This window comes from Streptomyces sp. NPDC014995, assembly GCF_043080745.1.
Taxonomy (GTDB): domain Bacteria; phylum Actinomycetota; class Actinomycetes; order Streptomycetales; family Streptomycetaceae; genus Streptomyces.
In genome coordinates, this window is the sequence record NZ_JBIBVX010000031.1 from 19,089 (window position 1) to 33,813 (window position 14,725).

Genomic DNA, 14,725 nt, shown 5'->3' on the forward strand with positions numbered 1-14,725 from the left:
CCTGTCGGTGTGGTCGCGCTCCGGTGGACGGCCTTGGGACCACCGGAGCGGTCACCCGGTGAGGGAGGCCACGCGCGGCAGCCTCCCTCAGCGGCGAAGGCCGGCTCAGTTGGAAATGGGTCCACTCGATCTGGTGATCAGGATGACAGGAGCCCGGTGACGGGAGACTGTCACGCCACCTGGACGGTCGGCCGGTGGGCCCGCATCACCGGGTGGCGTGGTCCGCCTGCTTGATCAACCGTGCCACGGCCTGTGGCTGGGAAACGGTCACGGCATGTGAGGCCTTGACTTCCCGGGTGTGGGAGCCCGCGCGGTCGGCCATGAGACGCTGTGCGGCGATGGGGATGTTGAGATCCCGCGTCGTGGTCAGAGCCCATGAGGGGATCGTCTTCCACGCGGCTTCGGTGGCGGTGTCGTTGAGCGCCGCGTCGGTGATGGGGCGTTGGGTGGCGGCCATCAGGTTGGTGGTCCTGCGGGGAACGTCCGCCGCGAACTGGCTGTGGAAGGCCTTCTGCTTGATGTAGAGGTCGGTGCCCGTGCTGCCGTCGGCCTGGCGGAAGGGAACAGGGTTGAGGTTCGGGCCCAGGGTGCTGCCGGGGAACTTGCCGGCCAGCTCCGCCGAACTCTCGCCCTTGTCAGGCTGGAACGCGGCGATGTACACCAAGGCCTTGACCTGGGGGTGGTCGGCGGCGGCCTCGCTGATGACGCTGCCACCGTAGGAGTGGCCGGCCAGGACGATGGGGCCGTCGATGCTGTCGAGGACACTGCGCACGGAGGCTGCGTCCTGGTGCAGCCCGCGCAGCGGGTTGGCGGCGGCGACGACCGGGTAGCCGGCCTGCTTCAGTGGGGCGACGACGTCGTTCCAACTGGAGGAGTCGGCGAAGGCGCCGTGCACCAGGACGATCGTGGGCCTGCCGCCACTCGAGTGCTGCGCGGTGGTCGTCCTGGAGTCGAGGCGCGGTGCTCCGCCGACCGCGCCGGCCGCTCCGCTGGAGGCGAATGTCAGAGCTGTCCCGCTCGCGGCGGCCGCCAGCAGGGCACCGCCAGTGAGGATCAAACGCCGAGTGCTCTTGTTCATCATGCCCTTCTCGCTCTCGTTCTGAGCCGAAGCCCGGTAGTTGTCACCGCAGAGCCGGTTGAGCTGGTGAATGAGACCGGTCGAAGCAGTTCGGTTGGCACCGGTGAGGCACACGGCTTGTCACAAGCGCTCATTCGGCATCCTTTCTGTCACCAGCCGCCCCGGCGGCGACAACAAGCTGCCCCCGCGTCGGTCTGGTCTGGTCGGGGTACAGGGGACGCGCGCCGGCCAGTGGCAGCGGTATCGCCGCTCCCTGGCGCTTTGCTCGTCGTCAGCGGCGGGCCTGGATCTTCAGGTCGCCGCGGGTCTGGATGCGGATGTGGTCGCTCGCGAGCAGGGCGTGGGGGAATCCGAGGTCGATCGCGCTGACCTCGTCCAGGCGCGCCATCTGCGACGGGGTGAGGTCGACTTCCAGAGCTCCGAGGTTTTCCCGCAGTTGCTCGGCGGTTCGAGCCCCGATGACCGGCGCAGTCACCCCCGGCTTGTGCAGGGTCCAGGCGAGCCCCACCTGGGCCGGTGTGCGGCCCAGCTCGTCAGCGATCTCCTTGACCACGTCCACGATGGCGAGGTTGCGCTCGGTCACCCCGCCGAGGGCCAGGTTGAAGCTCTTGCGGGTGCTCTCGCTCTGGCCGGACGGCGACGTGGTCAGGTCCTGGCGGCTGTACTTGCCGGTGAGCACCCCTCCCGCCAGCGGTGACCACAGAACTGTTGCCAGCCCCAGCTCCTGCGCCATCGGGATGAGGTCACGCTCGCCGGTACGCTCCACCAGGTTGTACTCCAGCTGCAGTGCCACCAGCGGTGACCAGCCGCGCAGGTCGGCCATCGTCTGCATGCGTGAGATCTGCCAGGCCGGGGTGTTGGAGACGGCCACGTAGAGGACTTTGCCCTGCCGGACCAGGTCGTCCAGACCGCGAAGGATCTCCTCCACGGGTGTGGTGGGATCCCACACGTGCAGGTAGAGCAGGTCGATGTAATCGGTGTTCAACTGTCGCAGGCTGGTTTCGACCGCCCCGAAGAGGCTCTTCCGGCTCGCGCCACCGGAGTTGGGGTCGTCAGGCCGCCGCAGGGTCGTGTACTTCGTGGCCAGGACCAAGCTGTCTCGCCTGTCCCGGGCGAACTCACCGAGCATGCGCTCCGATGTGCCGTTGGTGTAGGTGACCGCCGTGTCGATGAAGTTCCCGCCGCGCTCGACGTAGAGGTCGAACAACCTCCGCGCCTCGTCCTGCTCCGCGCCCCAGCCCCATTCGTTGCCGAAGGTGGCCGCCCCGAGCGCGAGCGGCGAGACCCGTAGGCCTGAACGTCCCAGTTGCCGGTAGCCGTCGAGAGTGAGTGGCATGGTGTTCTCCTGTAGTGGTGGGTTTCTGAGGTTCGAGGGATGTGAGCCGGTGGTCGGCGTGCCCGAGCTTCAGGCGCCGAGCCCGTAGCCGCCGGCCACGGTGACGTCCTGGCCGGTGACGTAGCCGGCGGCGTCCGAGGCGAGGAAGGCGACGACTTCCGCAACCTCCTGGCTGGTCCCGAAGCGCTCGAACGGGATCTTCGCTCGCATGGCGTCCCGGCCGCTCTGGGGTATCCCCAGCTTGTCGAGCAGCGGGGTCTCGGTCGCGCCGGGACTCACGGTGTTGACGCGGATCCTGCGCGGAGCCGGTTCGAGCGCGAGCGAGGGCAGCATAGCCAGCAGGGCACCGCGCGTGGCTGCCCCCACCGTGGCGCCAGGGCTGCCCCTATGGGTTGCGAAGCCCACGGTGAGGACGATCGATCCGCCGTCGTTCATCAGCGGTAGGGCCTTCTGGAGGGTGAAGTACTGACCCTTGAAGTTGACGTCGACGTGCTTGTCGAACGACTCCTCTGTCACGTCGGCAACCGGTGCGGGACGGAAGACCCCGGCGTTGAGGAACAGCAGGTCGAGAGACCCGAAACGTTCGGACACCCTTGTCATGAGGGCGTCGGCGTCGGACAGAACGCGTGCGTCGGATCGGATGACGAGTACGTCGTCGGGAAGCTCGAGTCGTGCTCTCGCGAGGGACTCGGGATTCTGTCCGGTGACGGCGACCTGGTAGCCGCGGGTGTGCAGCAGTGCGGCGGTCGCTCTGCCGATTCCGGTCGTGCCGCCGGTGACGAGTGCTGTGGGCAAGGCGGGCCTTTCGTCGGGCGGGCAGTGTCGGGCACCGCAGTAAGCGGAGAACTCCCCGGTTGCTCCACTGTACACTTAACCGGAGACCTCCCCGAATCGCCGGGCACCTCGCCCCGACACTCCTGATCGCGAAGGCCATGACACCTCCACGCAACACCCTGCGCGCCGATGCCCAGCGCAACCGCGAGCACCTGATCGCCACAGCCGCTGAGGCTTTCACCTCCGGAAAGGCAATCTCGCTGGACTCGATCGCCAAGCGCGCGGGCGTGGGAAGCGGCACCCTTTACCGGCACTTCCCCACCCGAGAGGACCTGGTCGAAGAGGTATACCGCGACCAGATCCGCCCTCTGCGCGACGACGCCCGGGACCTTCTGGCCACCGAGAAGCCCGCACAGGCTCTCCACGCCTGGATGCGCCGCTTCGCCGAGTGGGCCGGTGAACGGCGCGGCATCTGCGAAGCCCTGGTCGCCATGAGCGCTTCCGGACGCTTCGGCACCGGACCCGTCTGCGATGAGATCCAGCAAATCCTGGGGATGGTGCTCCAGGCCGGCGCTGAAGCAGGAGAACTGCGCAGCGACATCGACCCGGTCGACGTCGGCGGGATCCTCACCGGCGTGCTCTCCGTGGCCGGCGCGCCCGAGCAGCGCGCCCAACTCGACCGCATGCTCACCGTCGTCGTCGACGGGCTGAAGCCGCGCCAGGAAGATCGAGGGCGTGCCTAGTACTCCAGTTGCAGTTCGCTATTTCTGCTGGTCAGGGGCGTGTTCGTGAGTGTACTTGGCTGATTCACCGTCCAGCGCATGGAAGAACTTCCACACCAGAACGCCGTGTTCGAACCCCGAGCTGTGCATGGAGGTGATGGCGGGATCGGCAAATGTGCTGCAGCCCAGGGACTGCGACCCCGAGGCGGACTGCGAGCCGTGAAGGACCTACTCGCCTACGGCTGCTCGGCACAAAGGCCGTCGTCCGCGCAAGGACCCGGCCACTCGGGCTCCAAAGCCGCTCCCACCTTCGCCGAATGCGCGGAGCATGGTCAGGCCGCGCCCGCAGGCGGTCAGGAGGTCAGCTCGACGGTGCGCGGCCGGTCTGGAGAGGGGCGCAGGATGCCGGCCGCAACGGCGGCGGTCGCGCAGAACAGGGTGAGCAGCAGGAAGGTGTGATTGAGTGCCATGAGATGGGTCATCCAGCCGATGACGGCGGGGCCCGCGAGCATGCCGATGTAGCCGAGTCCGGCGACTCGGGAGACGTTGGTGCCCGCGGCTGTGGGGTCGGCGTGTCCGGCGGCGCTGAACAGTTGCGGGATGCAGCCGGACAGGCCCAGCCCGAACAGCGCCCAGCCGGTCAGCGCCGCCCAGATCCAGGGCGAGAGGGCCACGACCGTGATGCCGACGGCGGCCAGGGCCGCGCCGTACCTCAGGACGGCGACCGGCCCGAACCGCGCGGATATCCGGTCCGCCAGGAGCCTGCCGATGGTCATGGTGGCCGCGTAGGTCCCATAGGCGAAAGCGGCGGTGCTCTCCGGCGCGTCCAAGACGGTCTTGAGGTGCAGGACGCTCCAGTCGTTGGCGGCTCCCTCACACAGCATGACCAGCAGAGCCAGGACTGCCAGGAGCCAGATCCGGGCGGGAACAGCGCGCTTCTTCACCTCAGGCTCACCCTCCGCATCGGGTACGGGGACGGTCGACCCGGTGGGCAGAAGACCACGAGCTGACGCCAGAGCGATGATGACGCCGGCGCCTGCGGCGGTGCCCAACGTCGTGGCCGGGTCCCAGCCGATGCCGATGGCCGCGGCACCGGCGAGCGCGGCCAGGACACCGCCGACGGAGAACGTGGCGTGGAAGGCCGACATGACAGGCCGCTCGTACGCCCTCTCCACCTGCACCGCATGCGCGTTCATGCTGACGTCGAGGGTGCCGTTCCCGAATCCGAAGAGCAGCAGGGCAGCTCCGAGGACCCACGGTTCCTGGGCGAGACCGGGCAGTACCAGGGTCACGCTGCACAGCACTCCGGCCACGGGAACGACGGTGCGTGTACCGAGCCGGTCGGACAGCCGCCCGCCGAACTGCATGCCGGCGAAGGCCCCGGCCCCCAACAGCACAAGGAACCCGCCCAGGGCCGCATGGCTGATGCCCACGCGTACCTCGATGGCCGGAATCTGCACGACCCACATACCCAGCAACATGCCATTGAGCACGAAATAGACAAATGTCACGATGCGAGATGCGCGCAGGGCTCTTTCCATGCGGACACCATAACGAACAACCGATCTGTTCGAAACCCGGCGTCTCAGCCATCTGTGATGTTCGAAGCGGGTGGTGTTGAATCACGGTATGAGCACCGTGGAACGTCACCAACTGATCATCCAGGCCGTCCAGGAGGCAGAAACGGCCACAGTCACCGAACTCGCGCACCTGACGGGCTCCTCGGAGATGACCATCCGACGCGATCTGGGCCACTTGGCCTCGCAAGGCGTCCTCGAACGGTTCCGCGGCGGCGCGCGAACCCTCCTCCTGCGAGGAGAAGAACCTCCCTTCGCGCTGCGCGCCCACGAAGCCATCGATGCCAAGCGCCGGATCGCGGCGGGGGTGGCCTCACTCATCACCGACGGCGAAACCGTCCTGCTCGACAGCGGCACGACCTGTCTGGAAGTCGCACGCCTGCTGCACGGACGGCACGTCACCGTGATGCCCCTGTCACTACAGGCGATTCACATCCTCAGTGACGCCCCCGAACCGACCTCTCTGTTGGTCCCCGGGGGCCGGCCCCGCGCCGGCGAGGGTGCCCTCACCGGACCCCTCGCCCTCGCCTCCCTGTCGGCGCTGCGCTTCGACACCGCCGTCCTGGGCTGCTGCGGCTTGACCGCCGGCGACGGCATGACTGCCTACGACCTCGACGAGGCAGCGGTGAAAAAGGCGGTCATCTCCTCAGCGCGCCGTGTCATCGCCGCCGCCGACGGCAGCAAACTCGGCCGTACCACCCACGCCTACGTCGGGCCCTCCACCCTGGTGCACACCCTTGTCACCGACACCACTGCACCCGCCGACGAGACCACCGCGCTCGAGAACAACGGCACCACTCTCAGGATCGTCTGACCCGTCCTGTACGCCTTCGCCGCACCGAACGCCGCGACTTCACGCATCGTCCAGGCCGCTCTGGGCAGCCGGCTCGATGGCCCCGCGTCGTACGCGATCCGGACAGGAATACTCCCCGGCGTGACATCGGGCCTTCCGCCGGACGCCTCCCCGAGGCTTCCGGCTTGTTTGCGCCTACGGCCGATCCTGCTGGCCAATTGCGTTGCTGGTCGGTTGTGATGCTCGTTGGCTCCCTGTAGCGGTCGCGTCTTCCGTTTTCTCCGGTCGTGCATCCGGCGGTGGGCCGGGTTCCCGGGTAGGCGTGTGGCCGGCCCAGCCGGTGCCGGGGGGCGGGCGATTATCGGGTGGGGGGCGAGGCGAGGGTCGAGTGCGTGAGGCGGGGCTGGGAGCCAGAAGACCTGAACGAGGTCTGGACGCCGTGCGAAGACGACATGAAGAGGGTGCGGAACAAGTCGAGGGCGACCCGGCTCCGGCGGGCGCCGCCGCCGTCCGCGCTGCTGCTGAAGTCCTTCGAGGTGGAGTCCCAGTTGCTGGTGAAGCGCGCGAAGGCACAGGTTTTCACCACCGACGGTACCCAGGGCGGCAGCGCCCTGGGGACCGTCGGTGATCACCTCCTGCCGGACCTGATCGGGCTCAGGCGGTCAGCTTGGTGTCGATGATGAAGCTGGTCTCGATGACCTGGCCCGGGAAGGTCAGTTCAGTGACGCCTAGGACTGTGCTGACCGGGCGGTGGTCGCCGAAGTACGTCAGGTTGCCTTCTGACGTCGCCCGGGCGTTCTGCTGCAGGTTCACCACATACAGGGTCTGCGAGATGATTTGGTTGCGGGTGGCGCCGTAGTGGTTCAGGACCTTGTCGAAGTTGGCGTACGTCTGCTTGAGCTGGGCGGCGAAGTCGTCCGCATGGAGGAAGTTGCCCGCCTCGTCGAGCGAGAGCTGTCCGGAGACGTGGACCAGGTCGTCGGACTTGATCGCCTGCGAGTATCCGAAGTCGCTCTCGGCCGGCACGTTGTGGTTGAAGACGTCGTTGGTGGTCATGCTGCCTGCCTCCTTGCCATGAGAGCCCGCGGGTTCGCTTCCGCGGAACCAAGACGCAGGTGCTCTCTTGTGGTTACTCGGAAACTGTAGGAGAGTGGCCGTTGACCTGGAAGAACGCACTTTTCAGTGACTGGGGAACCTGATGGTGACCAAGCAGTTCACGGGCTCGCCCGACGACGCGGACCTGAGGCGCGCGGACTCTCTGGCGCGAGAGATCTTCTCGGACGTCGCCAACAAGTGGGCGTTCCTGATCATCGAGGCTCTCGGAGAGCGCACCCTGCGCTTCAGCGAGTTGCGCAACGAGGTCGAGGGCGTCAGCCACAAGATGCTCACCCAGAACCTGCGCATGCTGGAGCGCTACGGCCTGGTCGAGCGGAAAGTGCACCCCACCGTGCCGCCGCGGGTCGAGTACACCCTCACCGAGCCGGGCCGAGCCCTGCGAGCCACGGTCGATGGAATGTGCGGCTGGACCCACCAGTACCTCGGTCACATCGAGGCCGCCCGCCGTCGCTTCGACGTCTGACGGGTGCATAGCACTCGCATGAGGCATCCAGCCGTTCAGACCTGCCGGCTACGCAGGCGTGTCGGCCGCGCAGGCGTACACACGGGCCGGATGAAGATGCAGGACGTGCGGCCCCATGCAGTCCGCGGCAAGAGTGGCGACGAGCGTCCCGCATACGCATGCCATGTTGGCGCCATTAGTTCCGAGTGGCCCAGCCCGGGGTGCCGGTAAGAACGTGTCACCGATCCTGGTAGCCAATTGCGTTGCCGGTCGGTTGTGATGCTCGTTGGCTCCGTGTAGCGGTCGCGTGTTCCGTCATCGGCCGCAGGGTGGGGTGTGGGGTGTCGATGCAGGCGCGGCCGTGGCCGCAGGTGCCGGAAGCGACCGGGCGGGCAGCCAGGGCCGCGGCGGCGAGAGGACCGTATCCGTTGGCGATGAGGGTCCGTGACGAGCTCGGTGAGCTGTTCTCGGACGCCGAGTGCGCCCAGGCATTCGGGGTGCGGGGGCGGCGGGGCTGGTCGCCGGAGCAGTTGGCGCTGGTGACGGTGCTGCAGTTCGCCGAGAACCTCACCGACCGGGCCGCGGCGCATCGCGTGCGGTTCGGGATGGACGTCAAGTACGCGCTGGGCATGGAGCTGGACGATCCCGGGTTCGACGCTTCGGTGGACGTCCGAGTTCCGAGCCCGCCTGGTCGAACACAGCCTGGAGCAGCGGGCGCTGGACCTGCTGCAGACCGCGTTGAAGGACAAGGGGCTGTTGAAGGCAGGCGGGCGGCAGCGGACCGACTCCACTCGGGTGCACCAAAGCGATCGTGGTCAAGTTCGGCAAGGAGACCTGTTAGCCCTGCCCAGTCCGCGACAAATGCACCCGAGCCAGAAGTGGCGGCCGCACACTCTTGCTGCGCTCCCGCGATCAGCAGCAGGTCCTCGACGAGGCCCGCACTCAGCAGACCAGTCAGGAATGGCGGGCCAAGTACGCCACCCGCGCCGGCGTCGAGGGCACCATCCGCCAGGCCGTCGCCGTCACTGGCATGAGACGCGCCCGCTACCGCAACCTGCAGAGGACTCATCTGGAGCACGCGTACTCGGCGGTCGCGCTCAACTCATCCGCCTGGACGCCTGGTGGAACGGCCATCCCCTTGACCGAAGCCGCAGCAGCCACCTCGCCCGACTCGACCTCTCCCTTACCGCGTGACCCCGAATTGGCCAGCAGGATCACGGCCGACGCGGTTTCGGTCCAGGTGGTGACCTCGGCCGCGGCACGCGCGAGCACGACCGGTGCCACCGCACCGACAAAGCCCCCTCAGCGGTGCCTCTTCAGAAGGCGATGCCCACCTCGTCGATCCGGCTCCATACGCGCTCTGCGCGGCGGACATGGCCGGCCACCGCAGGCCGCCGGGCCGCGGGTAGACCTGGGCGGCGAACGGCGCGGGACGGAAATCGGCGTCATAGAAGCAGCCGCTGCCGTAAGTGTTGTCGAAGTCACTGCGGGAACGCGCGATCGAGCTGGGAGAGGGCACCTGGCCAGCGCGCGACCAAGTGCCCAGCGCGTGGATGGAGTTGGCGTACTCGGCATTGCTCAGTTCGCAGTGCTCGTTCTCCCTCGCGAAGGTCTGAACGAGGTTTCGCTCCCGGTCGGCGGTCCGAACAATGGCGTGATAGGCCGCCTCGTGCTCGACGAAGACCTGCGGGTCCTCGATTGCATGCAGGGTGAGGACAGGAATGGTGATCTGGCCGGTGAGGTCACTGTCGTAGGAGAGGTCGCGGCGTGCCGTGGCGTCGGCCGAGAAACGCGCCACCCCTGCGTTCAGCGCTCCTTCGTGCCGTCGAAGCGGCCGCCAAGCAGGGCCAGGCAGCGGCAGCGCCTCCGAGGCCTTCGGCGAATTGCGGCAGCAGGGCGGCAGGGCGTTGGACGAGAACCGCTTGCGCTCGCCAGCGGACTCATCGACGCGGCGGTCCTTCACCCTGACCACGGTGACCTCGACCGGCCTGGCCGCCATGGCCACGGTCCGCGGTCGGTGGTGGCCGTTGCGGACCACCAGACGCCGGCATGCCCGCTCGTCGGTCTCGGCCGCCGACTCGGCTATGTATTGGTTGACTTCGGCCTCCAAGGCGGCGGCCGGCATCCGGCGGGCGCTTCCGCGGAAGACAAGTCAAGAGCGCACGTTCGCTCGGACCGCCTCTTCGATGGGTGTCGACCCCGTGTTGAGTTCAAGGATCTGCCGGCCGATCCGGGGCTCGTGGAGCAGTTCAGCGAGGGTGGCGGCGACGTCGTCGCGAGCGATCTGGCCGTGGAGCTCTGCCGGCCCGAGGGATACGGTGCCGGTTCCCGGGCCGTCGAGGAGGAGTGAGGGGCGCAGGATCAGCCAGTTCAGATCGCTGCGGCTGAGCGCGACGTCTGCCTGCTTCTTCACGGCGAAGTAGTACTCGACCTCCTCCCCGAGGTCGCGTTCCCGCCAAGATTCCGGAAGCACCGACACCAGCACGAAGCGCTCCACACCGGCGAGGCGTGCCGCCTTGATCGCCCTGACGACCCCATCGCCGTCGATGGCTGTCGTGACCTCCTTGCTGCCGCCGTTCGATCCGGCGCTGAAGACGATCACGTCGACGTCACCGAATGCTGCCGCGAGTTGTTCCGCCGTCATGCTGGAGAGATCGCCGACGTGTGCGTTCACTCCTCGCGTTGCCAGTTCAGCCTGCTGGTCTTCTCGGCGTACGAGCCCGTGGACGGCGTCTCCCCGCGAGCGCAGTTTCTGCGCGAGCCGACCTCCGATACCGCCGGTGATGCCGATGATAAAGACGTCCACCTTAGATGCTCCGTTCTCTCGATGTGACTCTTCGGCTCCGTCGTCGGAGCGATGCCTGAGCGAGCGGGCCCGTCAGCACGGCGAAAGTGAAGCCGTGCTGACCGCCGCGACTGAGTCGGCGCCCCCGATGCCGATCGAGGGCACCAAGCCGGTCCTCTACGACGCCTTCTACTCCCCGGACGCCCGACGCCCGATGGAGGCTCCGGCGACACCGACCTCGCGCGGCTGTCGGCCGAGCGGCTGGCCCCGACCAAAATCCTGACCCTGGTGTGCCAACGAGCCCGCGGCACCGCCGACCACTGTCGACGCGCACGGGAAGTCACCTTTCGCCGATTACCTCCTGACCGCGAGGACCTGCACAGCACGTCCCGCGAAGAAGTACATGTGCCCTCTGGTCGCAGAATCATCCTGGGCAAGAACTGTCCCCCTCACGGCCCGCACATCGATGTCAACACCGCGACGAACTGGGGGAATCCTCAAGGCCCGCCGAGCCGCCAACCTCGCCGACGTCGGCCTCCCCGGCGGCGGCCAGCTCGGAGGGTGTCCGGCCTGCGCCGCGAGGAGGTCGCACTGCTGGCGGGCTCGCCGGCAAGGAGGATCCCCACCAGCCGTGCGTACGCGCCCAGCAGCAGGTCGAGCCGCAGTTGCAGACCCTGCTCGACGATCTCGCCCACACGCCCGCGTTCGTTATCGGCCACCGTACCGACGTCCTCGCTTGGAATGCCATGGGCGCGGCGTTGATCACCGACTTCGGGAACATCCGGAGAAGGACCGCACCTACATCAGGCTGCTGTTCACCGACCTCGCGATGCGCGAGCTCTACGCCGACTGGGAGGAGGTCACCCGCCTGGCCATCGCCCAACTGCGCATGCACAACGCCCGCAACCCCGGCGACCCGCAACTGGCCGAACTCGTCCGAGAACTCTCCGCCCAGCACCCCGAATTCCGCCAGTGGTGGGCGGAACACGACGTGGCCAGCCGGGGCACCGGCACCAAGCACCTGCGCCACCGGGTCGTGGGCGACCTCATCCTCAACTTGAACACGCTCGCCTGCGCCACCGACCCCGAGCAGCACATCATCGTGTGGACCGCCCAGCCCGGCACGCCCACCTACGACGGCCTACGCCTCCTGGCGTCCTGGATCACCGACCAGAACCGATCCGCACGGAGCAGCATGGCGTGACCAGTGTGTCAGCGTGCTGTGCTGGAGCCATCAGGTGCTGGTCGCTACGAGGCGAGGAAACGCAGTCCGTCCTGCGAGGGCATGCCCACTTCGGGGAAGTGCGGATCCTGCACGGACAGTTCACCGACGAGGGCGCTCAGACGTGAGTCGTCGGGTACTTGGCCGCTTCCGGCGTAGCTGGGCAATCCCGGTGCAGGCCACGCTCTTCCAGTCCGCACAGAGGGTCCGCACCGCCGGTCGGTGAGGAGTATTCGCGTGTAATTGCGCTTCTTCTCCGGGATACATGGGATGGGTAACGACTGCTGCCGCGAGTGCGTTCCACGCGAGAACTTCCATGCGGCGACCCATGACGATGGCCGGGGCCCGGTCAGTTCATCAAGTACGCGTTGAAGCTGAACGCCGCCGCCCGGCTGGACTGGTCGCGGACGGTCGTCGACTCCAGCCACGTCAGAGCGTTAAAAGGGGGCTCCAGACAGGCCCGTAGCCGGTCGATCGGGGACGGCCCGGCTCCAAGCACCACCTGATCACCGACGGGCACGGCACACCGCTCGCAGTCATCCTCACCGGCGGCAACCGCAACGACGTCACCCAGCTCATGCCCCTGATTGATGCCATTCCACCCGTCCGGGGCAGACCCGGCAGGCCCCGACGCAAACCTCGGACAGTCTTCGCCGACCGTGGCTACGACCACGACATCTACCGCGATCACGTCCGAGCCCGCGGCATCGTCCCTGCCGTCGCGCGGCGCGGCACACCCCACGGCAGCGGCCTGGGCGTCTACCGGTGGGTCGTTGAGCGGACATTCGCCTGGCTCCACGGCTTCAAACGGCTCCGCATCCGCTGGGAACGCCGAGCAGTCCAGCTCAACGAGACGGAGTAGCACCGTGGACCAGCCGACCGTCGGCATCCTCCATCCCGGCAGCATGGGCGCCGCCGTCGCAGCCTGCGCAGCGACGAACGCGACCTCTGTCCTGTGGTGCGCGGACGAACGCAGCCCCGCGACCACCGCGCGTGCCGAGCGGTTTGGCCTGAGCGGAGTGGCCACACCGACAGAGCTGCTGGACCACAGCGACATCGTCATGAGCCTCTGCCCGCCAGCCGCCGCCGAAGAACTCGCCTGAGGGGTCGCCCAGGCCGGGTTCGCCGGCGTGTACGTGGAGGCCAACGCCATCAACCCCGAGCGCGCGGCCCGGATCGCCGGGCTGCTCGCGCCGGAGGCCACCGTCGTCGACGCCAGTGTCGTCGGCTCCCCGCCCGTACGCGGCAAGACACCGACGTTGTACCTGTCCGGCCCGCCCGCCGCGACCGCCCAGCTCGAAGAACTCTTCGCAGGGACCGCCGTCCGGACCAAGGTCCTGGGCGCCGAGGTCGGGCAGGCGTCCGCGCTCAAGCTCGCGTACGCGGCGTACCAAAAGGCCAGCCGCGTCCTGGTAGCGCTCGCGACCGGGTTGGCCCGGGAGCACGGCGTCAACCAGGAGCTTGTTCTCCACCAGCGGCTTCCCCATCGATCCCGCCATCGGCGGTGCCGCCGCGCCCCTGGCCGCCGGCCTGGCCGACAGCTGTGTATCCCACGCGGTCATCGCACCCGAGCTCTACCTCGAGAACCTGCTCATGCCGCACGTCATCGGCTCGGTCCGCGAGCGCGGCGTTCTGCCTTACCCGATCCGGGCCGACTTCCCCGTCTCCTGGGACTCCCACCTGGACATCGCCGACACCGCCGTCGCCCTGCTCGACCGCACGGACGTCACCGGCGTGGTCTCCGTCGGCCAGTACCCGGCGATCACGGGGCCGGACCTGGCCGAAGCATTCGGCGCCAGGCTCGGACGGGACGTGGTCTTCGACCAGATCACCGCCGAGGACTTCCGTATCTCGATGGCACCCCTGATCGGGGACGGCCCGGCCGCTGATATCGCAGGGGCCTACCAGGCGATGAGTGCCATGCCTGGCCGCTCGATCGCGCCGGAGACCTCCGCCCAAAAACTGCTGGGCGTCACCCCCCGGACCACAAGCCAGTGGCTGGCCGACATCGGCCTCTGACCACAACCGTCAGATCCGGCCGAGTTCGCCAAGGCTTGGCAGGCCGCCGTTGGCTTCCGCTCCATGGGCGGAGCACAGCGGTTCCTGTCCGCGTTCAGCGGCATCTCGCCCCACTTCCGGCCCCACCGCCACCGGCTGTCCGCACACGACTACCGAGCCAAGATGACCGTCCGCTTCGCAATCTGGGAGCAGATCACCGGCGCCGCCGGCCTCTCCAGCACGGCCTGAGCACAACCCGGAACCGAGCTCCACCACGCCACGACGCACCATCAGACACCTACCCACCCAACAACGTGACAGCGCCGGTCTCCGACCCGCCCAGTGAAAGCGGTCCCGGGCCCAGTGATCCAGATCACTGGATTGCCGACGCATCGGCGTCACCCGACCTGCAACCCCGAGGGCCTTGAGGCGTCTGTCGAGATGGATGCGCCTCCACCACAGGCCCTCCGCATGGCAAGCCGGCCATGACGGACGGCCGCCCCAGCAGGTCGACACCGATGATTCGAGGACCGACATGTCAGTACGTCACGCCGCCGCCCGCAGTCCCCGCCCGGGCCGGGTCCGCGCCGCACTGGGCGTCTCCGTCATGGGCGCCGCGCTGGCCCTCGGCGGAGCCTTCACGGCCCACGCCGACAGCACCGCGCCGGACGCCACCGAGGCCGAGAAGACGCACTCCGCCATCCCCGCGCAGTCCACCTCCGCCGGGAAGCACGCCAAGCCCTACGTGTCCGGGTCGGAAACGCCCGCCCTCACCTCGGAGACGGATGGGGCTTGACCCCGGATCTTGGACACCCGAGACACTTGGATCTTGAGTCCAGGAGAACGGATGTCCCGTGGTCATGAAGCACTATCCGCCGGAGT

15 protein-coding genes and 6 pseudogenes are annotated in these 14,725 nt (G+C 68.0%); 12 read left to right on the top strand and 9 right to left on the bottom strand.

All coding sequences use genetic code 11. The features are described from left to right. Positions 1 to 205: 205 nt before the first annotated feature. The 3 genes from ACF1A1_RS38195 to ACF1A1_RS38205 all read right to left on the bottom strand — a co-directional run bounded on the left by ACF1A1_RS38195 (position 206) and on the right by ACF1A1_RS38205 (position 3,209). Positions 206 to 1,078: an alpha/beta fold hydrolase gene (locus ACF1A1_RS38195; RefSeq protein ID WP_392006661.1), complete on the bottom strand. Its 873-nt coding sequence runs from the start codon at positions 1,076 to 1,078 to the stop codon at positions 206 to 208. Positions 1,079 to 1,349: 271 nt separating this feature from the next. Then, positions 1,350 to 2,414, bottom strand: a complete 1,065-nt coding sequence (locus tag ACF1A1_RS38200) for an aldo/keto reductase (protein WP_392006663.1) — start codon at positions 2,412 to 2,414, stop codon at positions 1,350 to 1,352. 69 nt (positions 2,415 to 2,483) lie between these two features. Continuing rightward, positions 2,484 to 3,209, bottom strand: coding sequence for an SDR family oxidoreductase (locus ACF1A1_RS38205; protein ID WP_392006665.1), 726 nt, complete (start codon positions 3,207 to 3,209; stop codon positions 2,484 to 2,486). 137 nt (positions 3,210 to 3,346) lie between these two features. On the opposite strand from ACF1A1_RS38205, the gene ACF1A1_RS38210 reads away from it, so the two are divergent. Further along, positions 3,347 to 3,931: a TetR/AcrR family transcriptional regulator gene (locus tag ACF1A1_RS38210; protein ID WP_392006667.1), complete on the top strand. Its 585-nt coding sequence runs from the start codon at positions 3,347 to 3,349 to the stop codon at positions 3,929 to 3,931. A gap of 332 nt (positions 3,932 to 4,263) precedes the next feature. Here the strand turns inward: ACF1A1_RS38210 and ACF1A1_RS38215 are convergent, their stop codons facing one another. Next, positions 4,264 to 5,391: an MFS transporter gene (locus ACF1A1_RS38215; protein ID WP_392006669.1), complete on the bottom strand. Its 1,128-nt coding sequence runs from the start codon at positions 5,389 to 5,391 to the stop codon at positions 4,264 to 4,266. A gap of 148 nt (positions 5,392 to 5,539) precedes the next feature. On the opposite strand from ACF1A1_RS38215, the gene ACF1A1_RS38220 reads away from it, so the two are divergent. Then, entirely contained in the window at positions 5,540 to 6,301 is a 762-nt protein-coding gene (locus ACF1A1_RS38220; RefSeq protein ID WP_392006671.1) for a DeoR/GlpR family DNA-binding transcription regulator, read from the top strand. A 431-nt stretch (positions 6,302 to 6,732) separates the two neighbouring features. Beyond that, positions 6,733 to 6,960 carry a hypothetical protein gene (locus ACF1A1_RS38225; protein ID WP_392006673.1) on the top strand — a complete coding sequence of 76 codons (228 nt, stop codon included), beginning with the start codon at positions 6,733 to 6,735 and terminating at the stop codon, positions 6,958 to 6,960. Here ACF1A1_RS38225 and ACF1A1_RS38230 read toward each other — a convergent pair. Further along, positions 6,935 to 7,336: a RidA family protein gene (locus ACF1A1_RS38230; RefSeq protein ID WP_392006675.1), complete on the bottom strand. Its 402-nt coding sequence runs from the start codon at positions 7,334 to 7,336 to the stop codon at positions 6,935 to 6,937. The two genes, ACF1A1_RS38225 and ACF1A1_RS38230, sit on opposite strands and share 26 nt — an antisense overlap. Before the next feature lie 142 nt (positions 7,337 to 7,478). Between ACF1A1_RS38230 and ACF1A1_RS38235 the strand changes: the two genes are divergently transcribed. The 3 genes and pseudogenes from ACF1A1_RS38235 to ACF1A1_RS38245 form a co-directional block, all read left to right on the top strand. Beyond that, the gene (locus ACF1A1_RS38235) at positions 7,479 to 7,859 is read left to right on the top strand and encodes a winged helix-turn-helix transcriptional regulator (RefSeq protein ID WP_392006677.1); all 381 of its coding nucleotides are present in this window, start codon (positions 7,479 to 7,481) and stop codon (positions 7,857 to 7,859) included. A 413-nt stretch (positions 7,860 to 8,272) separates the two neighbouring features. Further along, positions 8,273 to 8,443, top strand: a pseudogene (locus ACF1A1_RS38240) (hypothetical protein); the annotation flags it as partial. Between the two features lie 290 nt (positions 8,444 to 8,733). Then, positions 8,734 to 8,880: pseudogene (locus ACF1A1_RS38245) on the top strand (hypothetical protein); the annotation flags it as partial. Positions 8,881 to 8,903: 23 nt separating this feature from the next. On the opposite strand, the gene ACF1A1_RS38250 reads toward ACF1A1_RS38245, so the two are convergent. From ACF1A1_RS38250 to ACF1A1_RS38260, 3 genes and pseudogenes are all read right to left on the bottom strand, one after another. After that, positions 8,904 to 9,122 carry a hypothetical protein gene (locus tag ACF1A1_RS38250; RefSeq protein ID WP_392006679.1) on the bottom strand — a complete coding sequence of 73 codons (219 nt, stop codon included), beginning with the start codon at positions 9,120 to 9,122 and terminating at the stop codon, positions 8,904 to 8,906. A 32-nt stretch (positions 9,123 to 9,154) separates the two neighbouring features. Continuing rightward, positions 9,155 to 9,651 (bottom strand): annotated as a pseudogene (locus tag ACF1A1_RS38255) (hypothetical protein); the annotation flags it as partial. 339 nt (positions 9,652 to 9,990) lie between these two features. Continuing rightward, on the bottom strand, positions 9,991 to 10,644 hold the full coding sequence (locus ACF1A1_RS38260; RefSeq protein WP_392006681.1) for an NAD(P)H-binding protein: 654 nt from the start codon (positions 10,642 to 10,644) through the stop codon (positions 9,991 to 9,993). A 644-nt stretch (positions 10,645 to 11,288) separates the two neighbouring features. Between ACF1A1_RS38260 and ACF1A1_RS38265 the strand changes: the two are divergent. Further along, a pseudogene (locus ACF1A1_RS38265) lies at positions 11,289 to 11,827 on the top strand (hypothetical protein). Between the two features lie 120 nt (positions 11,828 to 11,947). Here ACF1A1_RS38265 and ACF1A1_RS38270 read toward each other — a convergent pair. Then, positions 11,948 to 12,175, bottom strand: a complete 228-nt coding sequence (locus tag ACF1A1_RS38270; protein WP_392006683.1) for a hypothetical protein — start codon at positions 12,173 to 12,175, stop codon at positions 11,948 to 11,950. A 41-nt stretch (positions 12,176 to 12,216) separates the two neighbouring features. Between ACF1A1_RS38270 and ACF1A1_RS38275 the strand changes: the two are divergent. The 5 genes and pseudogenes from ACF1A1_RS38275 to ACF1A1_RS38295 form a co-directional block, all read left to right on the top strand. After that, positions 12,217 to 12,683, top strand: a pseudogene (locus ACF1A1_RS38275) (IS5 family transposase); the annotation flags it as partial. 28 nt (positions 12,684 to 12,711) lie between these two features. Beyond that, complete coding sequence (locus ACF1A1_RS38280) at positions 12,712 to 12,948, top strand: NAD(P)-dependent oxidoreductase (RefSeq protein ID WP_392006685.1); 237 nt, start codon at positions 12,712 to 12,714, stop codon at positions 12,946 to 12,948. Positions 12,949 to 13,306: 358 nt separating this feature from the next. Next, on the top strand, positions 13,307 to 13,864 hold the full coding sequence (locus ACF1A1_RS38285; protein ID WP_392006687.1) for a hydroxylase: 558 nt from the start codon (positions 13,307 to 13,309) through the stop codon (positions 13,862 to 13,864). Positions 13,865 to 13,903: 39 nt separating this feature from the next. Then, positions 13,904 to 14,092: pseudogene (locus tag ACF1A1_RS38290) on the top strand (IS6 family transposase); the annotation flags it as partial. Positions 14,093 to 14,378: 286 nt separating this feature from the next. Beyond that, the gene (locus ACF1A1_RS38295; RefSeq protein WP_392006689.1) at positions 14,379 to 14,639 is read left to right on the top strand and encodes a hypothetical protein; all 261 of its coding nucleotides are present in this window, start codon (positions 14,379 to 14,381) and stop codon (positions 14,637 to 14,639) included. The last annotated feature ends 86 nt before the right edge of the window (positions 14,640 to 14,725 follow it).